The organism is Enorma sp., assembly GCF_982429025.1.
In genome coordinates this window covers 11,355-27,904 of the sequence record NZ_CEWCAA010000011.1, presented here as the reverse complement: position 1 = coordinate 27,904, position 16,550 = coordinate 11,355, and the positions used below count along the sequence as shown (strand labels likewise).

Here is a 16,550-nt window from a genome sequence, read left to right as displayed (position 1 = left end):
CTCAAATGGGTCAAAACGGACCCGTCCCAAAAGAGACCACCAGGGCCGTCGCGCCCGGCCCTACGCCAGGCCCTTGATTCGAGAGAGCCTGATGAGCATGACAAAGCCCACGACCAACAGGATCCCGATGGAAAGCACTCCTAAAGAAGCATCCCCCGTGAGCGATGTCACGACAGATACTAGCAGAGTTCCCATGACGCTCGCATAGCGCCCGAAGATATCAAAGAAGCCGTAGTACTCGTTCGAACGCTCCTTGGGGATGAGCTTGCCGAAATAGCTGCGCGAGAGCGCCTGGATACCGCCCTGGAACATACCCACCACCACAGCGAGGATCCAGAACTCCACCTCGCTCTTGAGGAAGAACGCCGCGAAGAGCACGATGCCCACGTAGGCAGCCACCGCGATGAGAATCATGCGCAGGGTTCCATACTTCTTGGCAAGCGATCCATACGCAATCGCGGAGGGGAACGCCACAAACTGCGTGACGAGCAGGGCCAGGATGAGCGCGGTCGAATCGAGGCCGAGCGACGTGCCGTAGGTTGTCGCCATCGAGATGACCGTATGCACGCCGTCGATGTAGAAGAAGAAGGCGATCATGTAGATGAGAATCGCCCGGTCCTGAGCGATGCGGCGCATCGTGGTGCCGAGGCCGCGGATGGTCTTGACCACCTCTCCGCCGAACGTCTCGCCAGGTGCGAGCTCCTTGGCGTAGCGCTGCTTATACGTGCGCACGAGCGGCACGGTGAACGCAAGCCACCAAATGCCCGTGATGATAAACGAAGCCTGCACGCAGAACAGCATGTCGAGGCCGAGGGCCGAGGGCCCAACCAAAATGAGCAGGATGCACACGATGAACGGCACGCACGACCCGATGTAGCCCCACGCGTACCCGGAGGAAGACACGGTGTCCATGCGATCGTCGGTGGTGATATCGGGGAGCATGGCGTCGTAGAACGTCATCGACGAGTTGAGCCCGATGGTGCACAACACGTACACCACGAGGAACGGCATGGCACCCATGGGGATAGCCTGCGCGAAGCAGAGCACGAGACCCGTGAGGAAGAAGCCGAGGAAAAACTTGATCTTGTTGCCCGCATAATCGGCGAGCGACCCCAACACGGGCATGAGCAGCGCCACCACGAGCGACGCCACCGTCTGGGCGTTTGCCCATGCGGTCACGAGCTCCGCAGAGGAGGCCCCCGTGTTGATCGCGTCGAAGTAGATGGGCACGACCGACGTGTTGAAGAGGACGAGGGCAGAATTGCCCACGTCGTACATGACCCAGTTGCGTTCCTGCTTGGTGTATTTCATGACTGCTTCCTTCCCCATGCGCACGCGCGAGACGCATGCAAAACAGCCTTATATGGTACGGCACCAGCAGCGATTACGCGGTCAAGATTTGGTAAAGGAGAGATTGCAAAAACAGGACAGAGGGAATTTTGCATAGATGGCCATCTATGCAAAATTCCCTCTGTCCTGTTTTTGCAAACCAGCGCCTAACCGCCCTAATCGTCCTGGTCAAGCTCCTCGTCGTCGGCAAGGGGACGCCCGGAGTAGTTCACGCGGTTCGTGACCTCTTCCATGGGAACCCCGTCCACGAAGGCGCGCGCTGCACCTTCGTAATCGTCCAGCGCCCGGTCGAACACCTCGGGGAAGCTCTCGAACGAGACCGCCCTGGTGAATGGATTCTCCCACTCCAAGTGCCCCATGTTACCCGCACGAAGCGGAGGCTCGGTAGTCACCCGGTGCGCGAGCGAAGCCAGCAGCGAATGGCCGCGCACGGCTCCCTCGATGAGCCCGAGAACCTGCGAGATCGGTGCGTTCGCCGGCTCGACGAGCTGGTAGACGAGCTTCATGTCGGCCACGGCGCCGCCGTACTCGGGAGCTCCCACCGAAAGACCGAATACGCTGAGGGCTGTATGGCTCATAAGCGTTCCGGCGACCTTGTTGATACGATCGGTCGTCACGAGCTCACATGCAGGCGGGCAGTCTTCCGTAGTTGCGCCCCCGCGCTTAATCTGGAGCATGAGGACGTCCAGGTCGCTTTCGATGATGGCATGCACCTGGCTTCCCGCATCTTCGAGCGTCTCATCGACTTCCTGCACGCCCCATTGCTGGGCGTAGACGAACGGATGGGCATTACGGTCGAGCACGTAATGAGAGAGCATGCCCAAAGCGAAGGCGCGGCCAATCTGGGCATCGTGCTGGCGCAGATGCGACACCCCGTCGCGCAGCGCCGCGAACTGCTGGGAGATGCGGCAGCGATGCATGGCCTGGGCGAGCCCCATGCACTCGGCGATATGCGGCGTGCGCACGCGGAAGAAGAATGGATCAGGGCCTTGGTTTGCCAGCAGAAACGCCATGCGTTCATCATCGCTTCCGATGATTCCCGCTGGTAGCCTATCGATACTTTCCTCGCCAAAGAGGTGATGGGTGATGAGTGCAGGCATGTCGCCCCTTCCCGCGCACCGCGGCAGCGGGCGTGTTCCCATGCTGCCATGCGCCTCCGAGTCGTTCTGTTCCATTATGCCCAACGCGACCCGCAAGATACCCGCCAATGCCCGGGGAAACATACCGCTCATACGATGCCCGCCGGAATTGCCGGGAAACCCTGCGACGATGCGATACCATGGTGCGTAAACATGCAGATGTTGGGAGGGAGGTGCGTCGCCGTGCCACAGGGACAACGCGACGAAGCGGATAACCATCCGCAGGGCCAGGCACCCCGCGGCTCGGACACGGGCGTTGGGATGCCCACGCCCCGATCGGCACGCCTCGCCTCCTATCGCCCGCCGCACCAACATGCGGCCTTCCCTCACGAACAGGAGCCGGTGGGGGTGCCCGCCCCTAGAGAGCGTCAAGCCGAACGCCAGCCAGGCGCTCCCGGCCATCGCAGCGGGCATAGCGCCATGCCGCACGGCCGCTCCACCCAAGGCAGCGAGGCAGCATCCCGCCACGAACGCAGGGGCCGTCCCTCCCCCAACGATGCCATGCCTCGCCGCATCCAACGAGGCGAAGCCGGAAGCCCGCGCCAGGAATCGCGCGGCGATGCCGGATCTCTCCGCCGCCGGGAGCAGCGCGACAATGCCGGAAGCCCTCGCAGCCCGGAATGGCGCGGCGGGAACATCCCGGTACGCGAAAGCAACCTTGTTCCCGGGCGCAACGGGCGCGCGCCCATGCGCAATGCCGGGCGGGTTGCTGGACGGGCAGTAGACTCCCGAAGAGGCCCCACCGGGCCCTATCCCCCTACCGCCAACAGGGCCGCGCGCATCTTAGGCACCATCGCCATGGTCGCGGCCGCCCTCGTAGGCGCGCTGGGAAGCGCCGTAAGCAAGCTGTTCGACCGCTTGTTTGGCCGGCGAAACCCTCACGCCGTATTCTCTTCCCGCTCATCGCGCCGCCGCCGGTCGGGCGGTGCGCCGCGCTCTGGGCGCAGCACGTTCGCACGGGGCTCCTATCGGGGCAGCACGTTCGCACGGGGCTCCTATCGGGGCAGCTCGTGGAGCAGACGGGGGCGCCGCCAACCCGTTCGGCTGCGCGCCGTGCTCGCGCCATCCTGCATAGGTGCCCTGGTGCTCACACTCGCCTCAACCGTTTTCTTCGTGCCTTCGGCCGGCGCGGACGCCGCTACCGAGGCGAGGCTTCTCGACCTCACCCCCATGAGCATAGGGCAGCTTCCCGCGTCCACGCAGCGCTCATCGTGGCAACAGGGCAGCATGCCCTACCTTTTCCAGACCGACCCGCTCTGGGCACAGAAGCCCTACGCAGGAGCCACCGTGGCGCTCAACGGCTGCGGCCCCACCTGCCTCACCATGGTCTACATTTACCTAACAGGCAACACCGACCTCACGCCCGCCGACATGTGCGCACGCGCCGACGCAGGCAGTTACGCGCCCACCGGCGCAACGGAATGGCGTTTCATGACCGAGATGCCAAGTAAGCTTGGGTTCTCCAGCCGAGAACTCAAACTCACGCCAAACGCGATATCTACGGCGCTCGAGGCAGGGCAGCCGGTCATCTGCGCCGTGGCTCCTGGCGACTTCACCTCGGTGGGCCACTTCATCGTACTTTCCGGCATCGACGATGCAGGCATGCTCACGGTCCACGACCCCAACAGCAGCCTGCGGAGCGCGCAGAAGTGGAGCGTCGACCGCATTTTGGGCCAGACCACCGCATGCTGGTCCTTCACCGCATAGCAAGCGGCCCCGAGATGCGCCGAGACCTCTTTGCGGGGCTTTGAGAGGCTCGCGCTCGCCAACGCGAAGCGGGCGGCCCCGATATGAACCGGAGCCACCCGCCTAATCGTTATGTAGAACCAGCTCAACAGCCGGTGCGCGGCGCGCTAGTACACGCCGGGCCAGAGGTACCAGGAATTGCCGATCTTGATCGCGCACAAGCCGATATTCCCCATATCCTCGCTCTCGGTTTCACCGGCGCTATAGCCTTCATAACCCTCGTTAAAGGTAACGGAGACCTCGCCAGTAAGATAGTAGCCCTCGGTAACGACGTCGTCGCATCCGCTTGACGCAAGGGTATCGTTGATGCTCTCTATGTCGTAGCTATCGAGCCTATCACCCAGCCCCACATCGATCGAGATGGCGAACATGTCCGTATAGCTTGAAAGCGTTGACCCATAGTATTCCATGCTGCCGCCGAGCGAGCTGCCCATGTACTGGATCAACTCTTCACGCGTGTGGCCGCTCTCCTCGAGCGATGCGTCTACGAACTCGGGCGGAAAAAGGTCGATGATGCCGCCGCCGAACTTCTCGAACGCAGCAGAATCGAAGTCGCTCTGCATAAGGTCGTCGAAGAGGGCGTCTGTCTGGTCGGCGATACCCTGCGCGCTCTTGTGCACCCCGCCGCCAAATACGCCGGAGACCGCAAGCACGATGGCCACTACGGCAACCACGGCGACCGCCAAGATGCCGATGGTCATGCCACGGGTCACACGGAACGGCTTTTTAGGCGGCTTGACATCGAAGGGGCTTTGGCCCGCTGGCGCCGGCGGAACACCCGGCGGGACGGAACCGGGAGCTGCGGCGAACGGAGGCGCAGATTGCGGCCCCGAAACTGGCGAGGGCGCCGCAGCAGGCTGGGGCGCGCTCGCGTTGGGCTGGGCTGCGTCCGCAACAGGCTGGGGCGCTACCGGCTTGCCGCAATGCCCGCAAAATGCAGCGCCATCTGGCAATTGAGAACCACAGTGAGGACAGTACATGTCAACCTCCCCTTCCCGCGCTCGATAGACCCCGTAGCCCCGAGGCGCGTTGCGCGAATCCAAGGCGACGCGCCACCCAGGGCGCGCCGCTTTCTTGGACTAAAGTGTAGCCTCACCATCGCCCCCATAGGAGCAGGCAATCGCCAAACAGCTGGTTTTCTGGCGCCCACCGGACGCCGCTCGCCTACACAATCGGGGCAATCCCAGAAAAATGCAGGTACAGCGATATAAGAGCAACGATGACGACCACCAAGGCTATGACCTTGTCATGCACAGCGGGAAGCACCGGCTTGCCGCGCCCCTTCTCTCCTGCCGCATACACCAAGATGCCCGGGGCAAACAGGATCGTCGTGATCATCACACCTTGAAGACCCGTAGACCACACAAGGAAAATCGTATAGATGAAGCCGAGCGTGCCGAAGAACCGCGCAGTCGCGAGCTTAGGCGCACGAGGGCCGTCCAGGTGCTCGTTCTTCCAGCCGATCACCATGTAATAGGCTGCGGAGCACACGTAGGGGATGAGGATGGTGTTGACTGCGCACGAATAGAAGAACTGGTACGTACTTGCCGCAACCGCAGATAGCACGAGGAACAGTTGGGTGATGCTCGAGCTTACAAGCACCGTCACGATCGGGGCGCCGCGATCGTTGGTTTTGGCGAACGACTTGGGGAACGATCCCTGCCGCGCGGCCTCGAAGGGCGTCTCGGAAGCGATGATCACATACCCGAGCATGGCGCCCACAAGCGAAAGGACCACGCCGAGATTTACGACCGCTGCCCCCACCGGGCCGATGGCATGCTCGAGAATGCCCGCCATGGAGGGCGTTGCGAGCTGGGCCATCTCTTCACGCGGCATGATGCCGAGGGAGAGCAGCGAGATGATGAGGTAGAGCACGAAGACGGCGATGAAGCCGAAAGCCGTCGCTCGTCCTACGTCTTTCACGTATTTTGCACGGCCCGAGATAACGACGGCGCCCTCGATGCCCGTGAACACCCAGACGAGCGCGATCATGGTCGAGACGACCTGTTCACCAAAACTCGGGCCTCCGGGCTCGCCCCAGAAGTTATCCATGAAGATGTCCGGGTTGAATTTGCCCAGAAGCACGATGGACAACACGAACATGCCGAGCGGAACGAGTTTCGCCAGCGTAACGATTGTGTTGATGCCAGCGGCCTCCTTGACCCCGCGCGTCACCAAGAACGTGAGGAACCACAGGAACACGCTCGCGCAGATGATTGAAATCATGTTGTTGCCCTCGCCGAACACCGGGAAGAAATACCCCAGCGCGCTGAAGAGCAGCAATGCGAAGCTCACGTTCGAGAGGCAAGCGCTGATCCAATAGCCCCAAGCGGAATTAAAGCCTACGTAATCGCCAAATCCTGCAGCGGCATACGCATAGATGCCGCCCGTAAGATCAGGGCGCGCTTGCGACAGGCCGTTGAACACCATCATGAGTGCGAACACGCCAATGAAACAGATGGCCCACGAGACGATGACGGCGCCGGAGTTCGCACCGCCAGCAGCCATATCGCCCGCGAGCGAGAAGATGCCGCCGCAGATACTCGCGGTAATGACCATCATCGTGAGGCGGAAAAGATCGAGACCGTTAGGATCGATGATACCGTCGTCGCCAACGCGCTCGACGACCTCATGGTCCTGTGCCATACGAGCTCCCTTCCCTACTTGCGTAGACGTAAAAAGGGGCCGACACGCAGGCCGGCCCCCGAAAAGAACACCTTAGAAACGCAGCGACAGGCAGGAGAGGCCGCCGTCGACCTTGCGGTACTCGGAGGTATCGACCACGAGCGTCTTGTAGCCCAGGTCCTGGACCGCCTTGAGCACGGTCGGGTAGCCCTCGGCAACGATGACGGTGTCGTTCACCCAGATGCAGTTGGCACCGTAGGCCTCTTCCTCGGGCACAACGATCTTGTTGTACTGGGCAAAGTCCGGCTTGTCGATGAACTCGCCCGAAACCAGCATGTTGTTGTTCTCGATGTAGTTCACGCCGGTCTTGAGGTGCAGAACCTCCTCCAGCGGAACCTCGGAGCCCTCGAGCCCCCAGCCCTCGAGGATCTCGATGAACTGGCGGATGCCCTCCTCGTTGGTGCGCGCGGAGCGGCCCACGTAGAAGTGGTCGCCCACCATCATGACGTCGCCGCCATCGAGGGTGCCGGGGCTCACGATGTGCTTCACATGCTCGTCGTCGAAGAACCGACGAACGACCGGCTCAATCTCGTCCTTCTCGCCGTTGCGGGAGTCGGCGCCCGGATTGGTGATGATGGCGCCGCAACGGGTGATGACCGCGGGATCCTCGACGAAGCAGCTGTCGGGGTACTGCTCGAGAGCGGGAAGCACCGTGACGTCAACGCCGCACTGCTCGAGAGCGTGCTCGTAGTCGTAGTGCTCCTCGATGGCGCGCTCGTAAATGGGCTGGCCGAGCTCCGGCGCGCTCGTGATGCCGTTGCTAAGCGACTTGCCGGGACGACGGATGATGACGTGGCTGAACTTGGTCATGATGAGGTCCTCCTTGAGAAGGTTTGCGGGGTTTCCTTCACCCCGTCTCGCTGGCTTCATTCTATGGGTGTTCCCCTGCTTTGTATATTGTATACAATTCCGAGCGGTATCTATTGTTCGGTGAATGGCTTATTCTATTTACTGGCTTTTATATTTCTGTCTCTGTTAGTCGACAATATATATTTAAGAATGCTTGGCATGCTCACGCTATCCATCTAGCAATGGTCTGTTGTATGCTGTTGCAGGCGCATCAACTTGCCACAATCGCCCATCCACCGAAGGGAGGCGACCGTGGACACCCCACGTAGCTCGCTCAAGGATAATGTATACAGCTACATTGCCGGGCGCATCGACAGCGGTGAGCTCTCCGCCGGAGACCGTGTGAGCGAACAAGCCATCTGCGATGCGATGGGGGTTTCGCGCACGCCGGTTCGAGAAGCGCTCATCCAGCTCGCAAGCGATGGCTACCTCGACAACCAGCCCAGGCGCGGCTTCCGCGTGCGCGGCTTCGATCGCCAACGAGCACTCGAGGTGTTCGAGGTCATCGGGCCCCTCGACGGGCAGGCTGCCTTCTTGGCATGTCCCCAGCTCACCGAGCAAGACCTCGCACAGATGCAGTTCCTTGTGGGCTCCATGGACCTCGCCATATCGAGTGGCCTCATCCTCAAATACGACGACCTGCAGCGCGAATTCCATTACAGCTATGTCCAGAAATGCGGAAACCAGCGCCTCATGGACCTCATGACGCAGCTCGAGCGCTGCTTCATCAAGCGCGACTACAGCACTGTTGACCGAGAGATGACCACCGAGCTGCTGCTCAAGGCCAACGATGAGCATCGGCACATCCTCGACCTTCTCAAGGCCCGCGATGCCGCCGCCGTTCGAGACTATGTCCGCGACGTGCACTGGGATACCGATAACGCCGAGTTCACCGTGTGGTAGGCGCCAAGATCTCGAAAAAGCCTACGATGAGCGCATGCCCAACCCCATAGTACCTGCGAGAGCATCAGCTGGCGCAAGAATAAGGCGGACCGCACCGCCGTGGCCCAACGGGCACAGCGCCCAATCATTGGAGAAGAAGGGCTTCTAAACAAAACGGAGGCCCCAACCAGGTTGGAGCCTCCAAGAGACACGCGATGTAGGGTAATCGCAAGCGCTTACGCGTAGATACGGGTACCGGAGAGACCAGCCATGGTCTCGGCGGCCTTGTCGAGCGCGCCGATGATGCACACGCGGCCCTTGCGGCTGCGGGCGAACTTGATGGCGGCGCGAACCTTCGGCTCCATGGAGCCCTTGCCGAACTGGCCCTCGTCGGCAAGCTTCTCTGCCTCGTCGGCGCTGATCTCGGTCAGGTCCTGCTGGTCGGGCTTGCCAAAGTTGATGGCCACGTGCTCGACGGCGGTGAGCAGGAAGAGCACCTGGGCGTCACAATCCTCGGCGAGGAGCTCGCCGCCCATGTCCTTGTCGATAACGGCGGCCACACCCTTGTAGCAGCCCTTGTTGTTGTAATCGCGCACCACGGGGATGCCGCCGCCACCGCAGGCGATGACGATGAACTCGTTGTCAAGAAGGTTGAGGATGGAATCGGCCTCAACGATCTTCTTGGGCTCGGGGCTCGCCACGACGCGGCGCCAGCCGCGGCCGGAGTCCTCGACGAAGGTCATCTCGGGGTTCTCCTCCATGAGCGCCTTGGCCTGCTCCTCGGTGTAGAACGGGCCGATGGGCTTGGTGGGGTTCTGGAACGCCGGATCGTCCGGGTCGCACTCGATCTGGGTCACGACCGTGGCGGCGTGCCAGCGCTTGTAGCGGCGATGCATCTCGCGGCCGATGCCCTGCTGCAGGTGGTAGCCGATGTAGCCCTGGCTCATGGCGCCGCACTCGGGCAGGTCCATGGAGGGGGTGCCGATGGCGTCGTGCGCGGCGGCGAAGGCGTTCTGGATCATGCCGACCTGCGGGCCGTTGCCGTGGGTGATGATGATCTCGTTGCCCTGCTCGATGAGGCCGAGCAGCGCGTGGGCGGCGTGGCCGACCTTCTCGATCTGCTCCTGGGGGGTGTCGCCGAGGGCGTTGCCGCCGAGCGCGACGACGATACGATCGGGCTTGCCGATGGGCTTAGACATGGTCATTCCTTTCCGCCGAAAGTTTGTAATAACGTTCATGCAATTCCACCCAAGTCACTCGGGTAGGCTTGCATTATATTCTCGAGATGCCCTTTTTTATTCATATTTAGAGTTTAGAGGGGATAGATAACGGATGAGCGGTAGGTATTTGCCGCTCAGCGTATCGCTGTGTCGTGGTTTCGTGATGCTCCACTTTTTCGAGGTAAAGCGACGGTAAAGAAGGACCTTGCGCATCAAACGAAGCGCTTTTCTCCCCTCCGCGCATCCCCTCATTGCTGAACGCGGTTTTATGCATAACATGCGTTGTTTTATATTTGACCCCACGGCACGCTGGGCCGCCTTCCGGCGCCCCCGCCGGCAGCCTGGATGCACCGCGACCCCCGCCCGGCCGGGAAAAGCGCCGACGGGCCCGAAAAAAGCCGCTCTGGGGGCGTTAGCGCGCGATGCCATGCAAAAGTCCCGCCAAAGGATCGGATTTTTGGGTGCACGCGCAGTAGCCGGCATGGGGACGGCGCCCTGACCTGCGGCTCCCCTGAGCCCGCGGCGCGGCCTATCCGGCCCCTCGATGAAAATCCGATCCTTTGGCGGGACTTTTGCTCCGGGGCGGGCCGACCGCGGCACATCCCACGGCAAAAGGCGAAGGCGGGCTAGCAGCCAAACTGCCACCAGCCCACCATCGCCCTTTAACCCTGTCCCTATTTCAGCGTCGCGTACATCACGGCCTTGATGGTGTGCATACGATTCTCGGCTTCTTGGAAGACACGCGACTGCTTGGACTCGAAGACCTCATCGGAAACCTCCATCTCCGTCACGCCGAACTTCTCGGCGATCTCGGCCCCGATGGTGGTGTTGGTGTCATGGAAGCTCGGCAGGCAGTGCATGAAGATGGCGCCGGGGTTGGCCTTGGCCATGACCTCGGGGGTTACGCGATACGGCGAAAGCAGCTCGATGCGGCTCTTCCACAAATCCTCGGACTGGCCCATGCCAACCCATACATCGGTATAGATGACGTCGGCATCGCGCACGCCCTCGTCAATGTCTTCGGTGAGCTGAATGGTGCAGCCGTTCTCCGCGGCGATGCGCTGGCACTCGGCGAGCACCTCGGGGTCGAAGTGGGTCGCGCCCTCCACGTCGCCCTTGGGACCACACGAGCAGAAGTTAATACCGAGCTTGGCGCAGATCACCATGAGCGAATCACTCACGTTGCCCTGCTCCTTGCCTAGGTAGGTGATCTTCATGCCCTTGGTGTCGCCGAACTCCTCGCGCATAGTCAAGATGTCGGCGAGCGCCTGGGTGGGATGGAACTCGTTCGTGAGGCCGTTCCACACGGGAACACCGGCCTTCTCCGCCAGCTCCTCGACGATCGCCTGGTCGGAGCCGCGATATTCGATGCCATCGTACATGCGGCCGAGCACGCGGGCGGTGTCCTCGATGGACTCCTTCTTGCCCATCTGCGAGCTGCCCGGATCGAGGTAGGTCACGCCCATGCCGAGGTCCATGGCGCCGACCTCGAAGGCGCAGCGGGTGCGCGTGGAAGTCTTCTCAAAGAGAAGGACGATGTTCTTGCCCTCGAGGTAGCGGTGCGGGGTACCCGTGCGCTTCAGAGCCTTGAAATCGGCAGAGAGCTGCAGCAGGTACTCGATTTCTTCGGTAGTGAAGTCAAGAAGCTTGAGAAAATGACGGCCAGAAAGATTCAGTCCCATGATTTCTCCTATCAATGCGTTATATCAAGCGGACAAGCGCAACGAAACCTAGATATCTTCGCGCCAGAACGGCATTGTCATGCAGCGAGGGCCGCCACGACCGCGGGACAGCTCCTCAGAAGGCGCTGCAAGAACCTCGACACCCGCCTTGTATAGAGCGTCGTTCGTAACCACGTTGCGCTCGTATACGCACACCTTACCGGGTGCAACGGCAAGCGTGTTGGAACCATCGTTCCACTGTTCGCGCGAAGCCTCAATCGGATCTCCGCCACCGCACTCGATGAGCTGAATGTGATCGACACCGGTCGCCTTCTCGAGAATGTGCTGCAGCGTATCGTCGATTTCCTCAATTGCAATCTCGCCTGGCGCAGCACCCCTGGTGAGTCGATATACGCGCAGAGTCTGATAGATGCCGGGGTACACCGTGAACTTATCGTAGTCAACCTGCGTGCATACCGTATCGAGATGCATATATGCGTATCCATTAGGAATCCTAATGGCATAAATTGTCTCGATCTCGGACTCCTCAGGACCCCAGAACAGGTTCTTGGCAAGCTGATCGATAGCAGCGGCCTCAGTTCGCTGGGAGATTCCAATCGCAAGCGTCTTGGCATTGATGTTCAGGACATCGCCGCCTTCAATGTGCCATGCACTGTTATGGTCGTACCAAATCGGAGCACCCGCGTAGTCGGGGTGGTGCTTCAAAATAGTCTCGTAGAAGAGCACTTCGCGATTGCGCTGCGGCCAATACATGCGATTAAGCAGCGCGCCATGGCCTACGGATGCCAGCGGATCGCGCGAAAAATACGAACTCGGCATTGGGAAGAGCAGGGGCTCGTCCGGAGCGATGGCGTCGCTGTCCATGATGGCAAGAGAGCCGCCACGCGGGAGGTCGAGATCCTTGAGATACAGGCCCCCCATTGCAGTTAAAACGAACTCGTAGTTATCGTTCACCGCATCCAAGCGCTCACGCACCGCTTGGGCAATCGCCGGATTCGTAATATTGCTCTCCGCAAGGAAAGCATCAGTAAACGCAGGCCTAACAGTCGAGTCGGCATCCATGGCTTCAGCCACGAGCTTCTCCATATAGAGGACCTCGGCCCCTTGGCTGCGAAGAATATCAGTGAACGCATCGTGCTCCTTCTGAGCGTACTCAAGATAGAAGCAGTCGTGAATCCAGACGCGCTCGAAGTCCTCTGCTTTCAGGTTCACCAAATCCTTGCCGGGGCGATGAACAACAACCTTCTTCAGCGCACCAATTTCGCTGTGAACGCATATCCCCTTGCTCATGCTTTACCTTCCTTTCTCAGGCACCGTTCTTTGAACTCATCTATTTACATGGGAAGCAGGCCAGAAATTGCAACGAATACGATGTTGACCACAGAAACGACCAGGAAGAACTTCCACGCGGTCTTCCACCACTGACCGAGTGAGATCTTGCAGACGCCCAGGCCGGCGACGAGAATCGCGCTCGTGGGGCACAGCAACGACATCGACGTTCCGCCCATGGTCAGAGCCGTGACCGCCGCCTCGGGATTGAGGCCCATGAGCTCCGTAAGCGGCCCGAAGATGGGCATGGTCAGCGCCGAGATGCCCGAAGAGCTGGGGACAAGGATGGCGAGCAGGTTGTCGACAACATACAGGATCGTCGTGAAGAGCACCGGAGGGATGCCCGCAAGCGCGCCGGCGAGGGCGTTGAGCACGGTATCGATGATCATGCCGCCCTCGGCAACGACCAAGATGCCGCGCGCCAGGCCGACAACGACCGCAGAGAAGGCGAAGTCCGCAAGGCCATTCACGAACTCGGTTGCGATCTCTTTCTCGGACATGCCGGCGATGACGCCCGAAAGAAGACCCATCGCAAGGAAGATGCCCGAGATCTCGTTCATATACCAGCCCTGGACCACAAGCCCCCAGATTATGAGCGCCATGCCGGCGACGAACATGATGAGGATCGCCTTCTGGCGGTTGGTGAACTCAGAATCAAGGGCCTTCTCGTCAGCGGCAAACTCTTTACGCTTCTCGATATCATCCTGATAGGTAATGGACAGCTCCGGGCTGCGCTTCACCTTGCGGGCGTACATGACCACCCACACGATGGCGATAACCGTGAGGACAACCAGAGCGATGACGCGGAGCCAAAGCTGAGGGTTGCCCTGGATGCCGATGATTCCCTGAGAGATCAAAACGCTGAACGGATTCACCGTGGAAGCGATATATCCGATACGAGCGCCCACGAACACAATCATGAAGGCAGTCATCGAGTCGAACCCCATCGCCATCACGATCGGCATGAGCACCGCATAGAACGGCAGGGTCTCTTCCGCCATACCGAAGGTCGACCCACCCAGTGCAAACAGGGCCATCATGATCGGGATAATCAGAATGTCCTTGTCCTTGAGCCGCCTCACGACCCTGCTCATGCCGCTGGTAATCGCGCCGGTCTTCGTGATGATCTGGAATGATCCGCCCACGATGAGAATGAACGCCACGACCTCGACGGCACCCTGGATGCCCTGGGTCGGCGCCTGCAGCACATCAAAGACGCCCTGGCGAAGATCGGTCTCCTCGCCCGTCTCCGAATCGACGTAGACCTTGTCAATCTCCTGATACGTCCCCGCTATGGTCACTTCACGACCGTCCACCTCTTGGCGCTCGAATGCGCCAGACGGGACGATCCACGTAAGGACCGCAAAGACCACCATCAGCAAGAAGATGATGGTGTACGCATGCGGGACCCGGAATCTAAACCCTTTCTCCGACGGCAAGCCCATATGATCCTCCTCACGTCTTGCTCTTGCCGCAGTCATGGCAACGGCACCATCACGGCGGCAGCACTACAGCTTGTATTTGAAACTGTATGGCAGCGGATCAAAGCGAGGGGTTGCGCTCGGGCAAGCGCATCGATCGCCCCTCTAGGCGGTACAACGATTGATGTTAAACATCAATCAGTATCTTTATGTTGATGTTTAAGGTAAACTCAGCATGTCAATGACCACTGCATCATCGGAAGATATATGAGCAGCATCAATATTCGAAGCGATATCGGGAAACTGAAGAGCGTCCTCGTTCATCGTCCGGGGCACGAAACCCAAAACTATCTTTCAGGTGAGTTTGCCCAGGTGTTTACCCTGAGACCTTGGAGCAGCTCGTTTGACACCGACAAGGCCCAGCACGAACACGACCGCTTTACTGCCATGCTGAAGGCTGAAGGGGTCGAGTGCCTGTACCTAGAAACCTTGCTCCGCGAGGCGCTCGATGCCACCCCTCAAGCGCGCCCACACCTCATCAAGAGCTTTCTCGCAGAAAGCGGGGCCACGGGAGATGAACTCCAAGGAGCTATGCGGGAACTCCTTGAAGGCGCTTCCACGGAAACGCTCGTCCGCCTCGTGCTCGACGGCATGCGCGCGGGCGAGGTGCTGCCCCCGATTTCAGCGAAATCCTCGCTCGCCAGCGCAACGGGAGAGGCGTTTGACGAGCATATGTTTCTTGCCAATCCGCTCAACACGATATTCTTCACCCGCGACCCCGTCACCGCCGTCGGCAACGGGGTCTTGCTCAACCACATGTACTGGCCTGAGCGCAATCGAGAAGTCCTCCTGTACGAAATCATCTTTACGTACCACCCCCGCTTCCGCGATACCCCGAAGTGGTTCAAGCACACAAGCTCCTATCACATCGAGGGCGGCGATGTGCTCAACCTAAGCAACGACGCGCTGCTCGTCGGTCTCTCTCAACGAACCGAGGCGGCCGCCGTCGATACCTTGGCTCGCAACCTCCTCTGGAGCGAAAGCGCGTCGCCCATCACGTCGCTGTATGCCGTCGAGATCCCATCAACCGGAACGAGGCTTCACCTCGATACCTACCTGAACCGCATCGACTATGATGCTTTCATCGTCGACCCGCACATCTTGGATACGGCGCGCCTCTATCTCATAACCAAAGGGCGCCGGGCTGGGGAAATCCGCGTGTACGCGCTTGATGGGGGCCTCCCGAGCATGCTTGCCCAAGCACTGCATCTAGCGGCTGTTACCTGCATAAACTGTGCGGGTGGCAATTCGCAGATGAAGGAGCGCGAGCTTGAGAACAACGCCTGCGCGGTACTCTGCCTTGCGCCGGGCCGTCTCTGCACGTTCGAGGAGAATGTGCAGACGAATACCCTCCTCGAAAAAGCAGGGATGGAGCTGCTCCCTCTGCGAGCCGAGGAGCTGACGGCGGGCTACGGCGGTGCCAACTGTTTGTGCCTACCGCTTTGGCGCGAGGACCTCGTCTGATGACGCTCGCGGATAACATACGGGAGCTCAGGAGGCGCGAAGGCTTGACGCAAGCCGATCTAGGGCGGGCCTTGGGCGTCACAAAAGAAAGCGTCTGTCGCTGGGAACGAGGGCGCAGCTCCGTGCGCGCATGCCATATCGAGCGCATGGTCGAACTGTTCCATGTGCGACGCGACGACCTGCTGAGCGAAGATCGGGGGCTTGCAGCACAAGCCTCGGCTGCGAACGTGGGCGTTCCCGCAGCGCGCGAAAGGCAAGCGGACGAACGCCCCGTTTTTCGTGTGACGCGCTCAGCAAATGGCACGTCGCTGCAGACCCGCTCAAGGGCCTATGCCCCCGCAGATGTCGCGCAGCACCATCCGAAAAGCTTCTTCGTCCAGATGGACGGGCAGGAAATGTCCAAAATATACCCTGAAGGCTGTTGCCTTCTCGTCGACCCTACCGCGGCTCCTTGGAACGGATGCAGCGTCGTGGCGCTTGTCGATGGTAGAAATATAGTCATTCGAAGATACATCTGCGGCAACGATACGGCTATCCTTTCGTCTCACTCCTTTCAAACAGCATCGCCCGACCTGATGCTCAATCGAAGACGCGTGCGGGTTATTGGCGTCGTTGTTTGGTTCCAAGCTTCACATAGCATCAAGGTGCAGAAGGCCCTCTAGAACGCGGCTTTGTCGAAGGGAGCAATGCTGCCAGCGAAGAAACCGCCCAAGACACAGCATG

The 16,550-nt window shown here is 60.4% G+C and carries 13 protein-coding genes and 1 pseudogene; 4 read left to right on the top strand and 10 right to left on the bottom strand.

Translation table 11 applies throughout. The features are described from left to right. Positions 1-60 precede the first annotated feature (60 nt). Positions 61-1,311 carry an MFS transporter gene (locus AC1VS5_RS03345; protein WP_481217690.1) on the bottom strand — a complete coding sequence of 417 codons (1,251 nt, stop codon included), beginning with the start codon at positions 1,309-1,311 and terminating at the stop codon, positions 61-63. 194 nt (positions 1,312-1,505) lie between these two features. Beyond that, complete coding sequence (locus tag AC1VS5_RS03340) at positions 1,506-2,450, bottom strand: zinc dependent phospholipase C family protein (protein ID WP_303214764.1); 945 nt, start codon at positions 2,448-2,450, stop codon at positions 1,506-1,508. Between the two features lie 1,122 nt (positions 2,451-3,572). On the opposite strand from AC1VS5_RS03340, the gene AC1VS5_RS03335 reads away from it, so the two are divergent. Next, positions 3,573-4,196 carry a C39 family peptidase gene (locus AC1VS5_RS03335; protein ID WP_481217689.1) on the top strand — a complete coding sequence of 208 codons (624 nt, stop codon included), beginning with the start codon at positions 3,573-3,575 and terminating at the stop codon, positions 4,194-4,196. A 146-nt stretch (positions 4,197-4,342) separates the two neighbouring features. Here AC1VS5_RS03335 and AC1VS5_RS03330 read toward each other — a convergent pair whose 3' ends face one another. The 4 genes and pseudogenes from AC1VS5_RS03330 to AC1VS5_RS03315 form a co-directional block, all read right to left on the bottom strand. Then, positions 4,343-4,948 (bottom strand): hypothetical protein, encoded by a 606-nt coding sequence (locus AC1VS5_RS03330; protein ID WP_481217703.1) that lies wholly within the window; start codon positions 4,946-4,948, stop codon positions 4,343-4,345. A 201-nt stretch (positions 4,949-5,149) separates the two neighbouring features. Next, a pseudogene (locus tag AC1VS5_RS03325) lies at positions 5,150-5,215 on the bottom strand (zinc-ribbon domain-containing protein); the annotation flags it as partial. Between the two features lie 184 nt (positions 5,216-5,399). Beyond that, complete coding sequence (locus AC1VS5_RS03320) at positions 5,400-6,881, bottom strand: basic amino acid/polyamine antiporter (RefSeq protein WP_481217688.1); 1,482 nt, start codon at positions 6,879-6,881, stop codon at positions 5,400-5,402. Positions 6,882-6,953: 72 nt separating this feature from the next. Then, positions 6,954-7,730, bottom strand: a complete 777-nt coding sequence (locus tag AC1VS5_RS03315; protein ID WP_019128704.1) for a dimethylarginine dimethylaminohydrolase family protein — start codon at positions 7,728-7,730, stop codon at positions 6,954-6,956. Between the two features lie 291 nt (positions 7,731-8,021). On the opposite strand from AC1VS5_RS03315, the gene AC1VS5_RS03310 reads away from it, so the two are divergent. Beyond that, positions 8,022-8,672: a GntR family transcriptional regulator gene (locus AC1VS5_RS03310; protein ID WP_481217687.1), complete on the top strand. Its 651-nt coding sequence runs from the start codon at positions 8,022-8,024 to the stop codon at positions 8,670-8,672. Between the two features lie 215 nt (positions 8,673-8,887). Here the strand turns inward: AC1VS5_RS03310 and arcC are convergent, their stop codons facing one another. The 4 genes from arcC to AC1VS5_RS03290 form a co-directional block, all read right to left on the bottom strand. Next, positions 8,888-9,850: a carbamate kinase gene (gene arcC / locus AC1VS5_RS03305; protein ID WP_019128702.1), complete on the bottom strand. Its 963-nt coding sequence runs from the start codon at positions 9,848-9,850 to the stop codon at positions 8,888-8,890. 695 nt (positions 9,851-10,545) lie between these two features. Next, positions 10,546-11,553, bottom strand: a complete 1,008-nt coding sequence (gene argF / locus AC1VS5_RS03300; RefSeq protein WP_481217686.1) for an ornithine carbamoyltransferase — start codon at positions 11,551-11,553, stop codon at positions 10,546-10,548. A 48-nt stretch (positions 11,554-11,601) separates the two neighbouring features. Further along, complete coding sequence (locus AC1VS5_RS03295; protein WP_481217685.1) at positions 11,602-12,843, bottom strand: arginine deiminase; 1,242 nt, start codon at positions 12,841-12,843, stop codon at positions 11,602-11,604. A 44-nt stretch (positions 12,844-12,887) separates the two neighbouring features. Continuing rightward, complete coding sequence (locus AC1VS5_RS03290) at positions 12,888-14,327, bottom strand: YfcC family protein (RefSeq protein ID WP_276868919.1); 1,440 nt, start codon at positions 14,325-14,327, stop codon at positions 12,888-12,890. Positions 14,328-14,570: 243 nt separating this feature from the next. Here AC1VS5_RS03290 and AC1VS5_RS03285 point away from each other — a divergent pair, with 243 nt between their 5' ends. Both AC1VS5_RS03285 and AC1VS5_RS03280 read left to right on the top strand, forming a co-directional pair. Next, a complete protein-coding gene (locus AC1VS5_RS03285) occupies positions 14,571-15,827 on the top strand; it encodes an arginine deiminase (RefSeq protein WP_481217684.1) in 1,257 nt (418 codons plus the stop codon). After that, positions 15,827-16,489, top strand: coding sequence for a helix-turn-helix domain-containing protein (locus AC1VS5_RS03280; protein WP_481217683.1), 663 nt, complete (start codon positions 15,827-15,829; stop codon positions 16,487-16,489). Before AC1VS5_RS03285 ends, AC1VS5_RS03280 begins: the two co-directional genes overlap by 1 nt. Positions 16,490-16,550 lie beyond the last annotated feature (61 nt).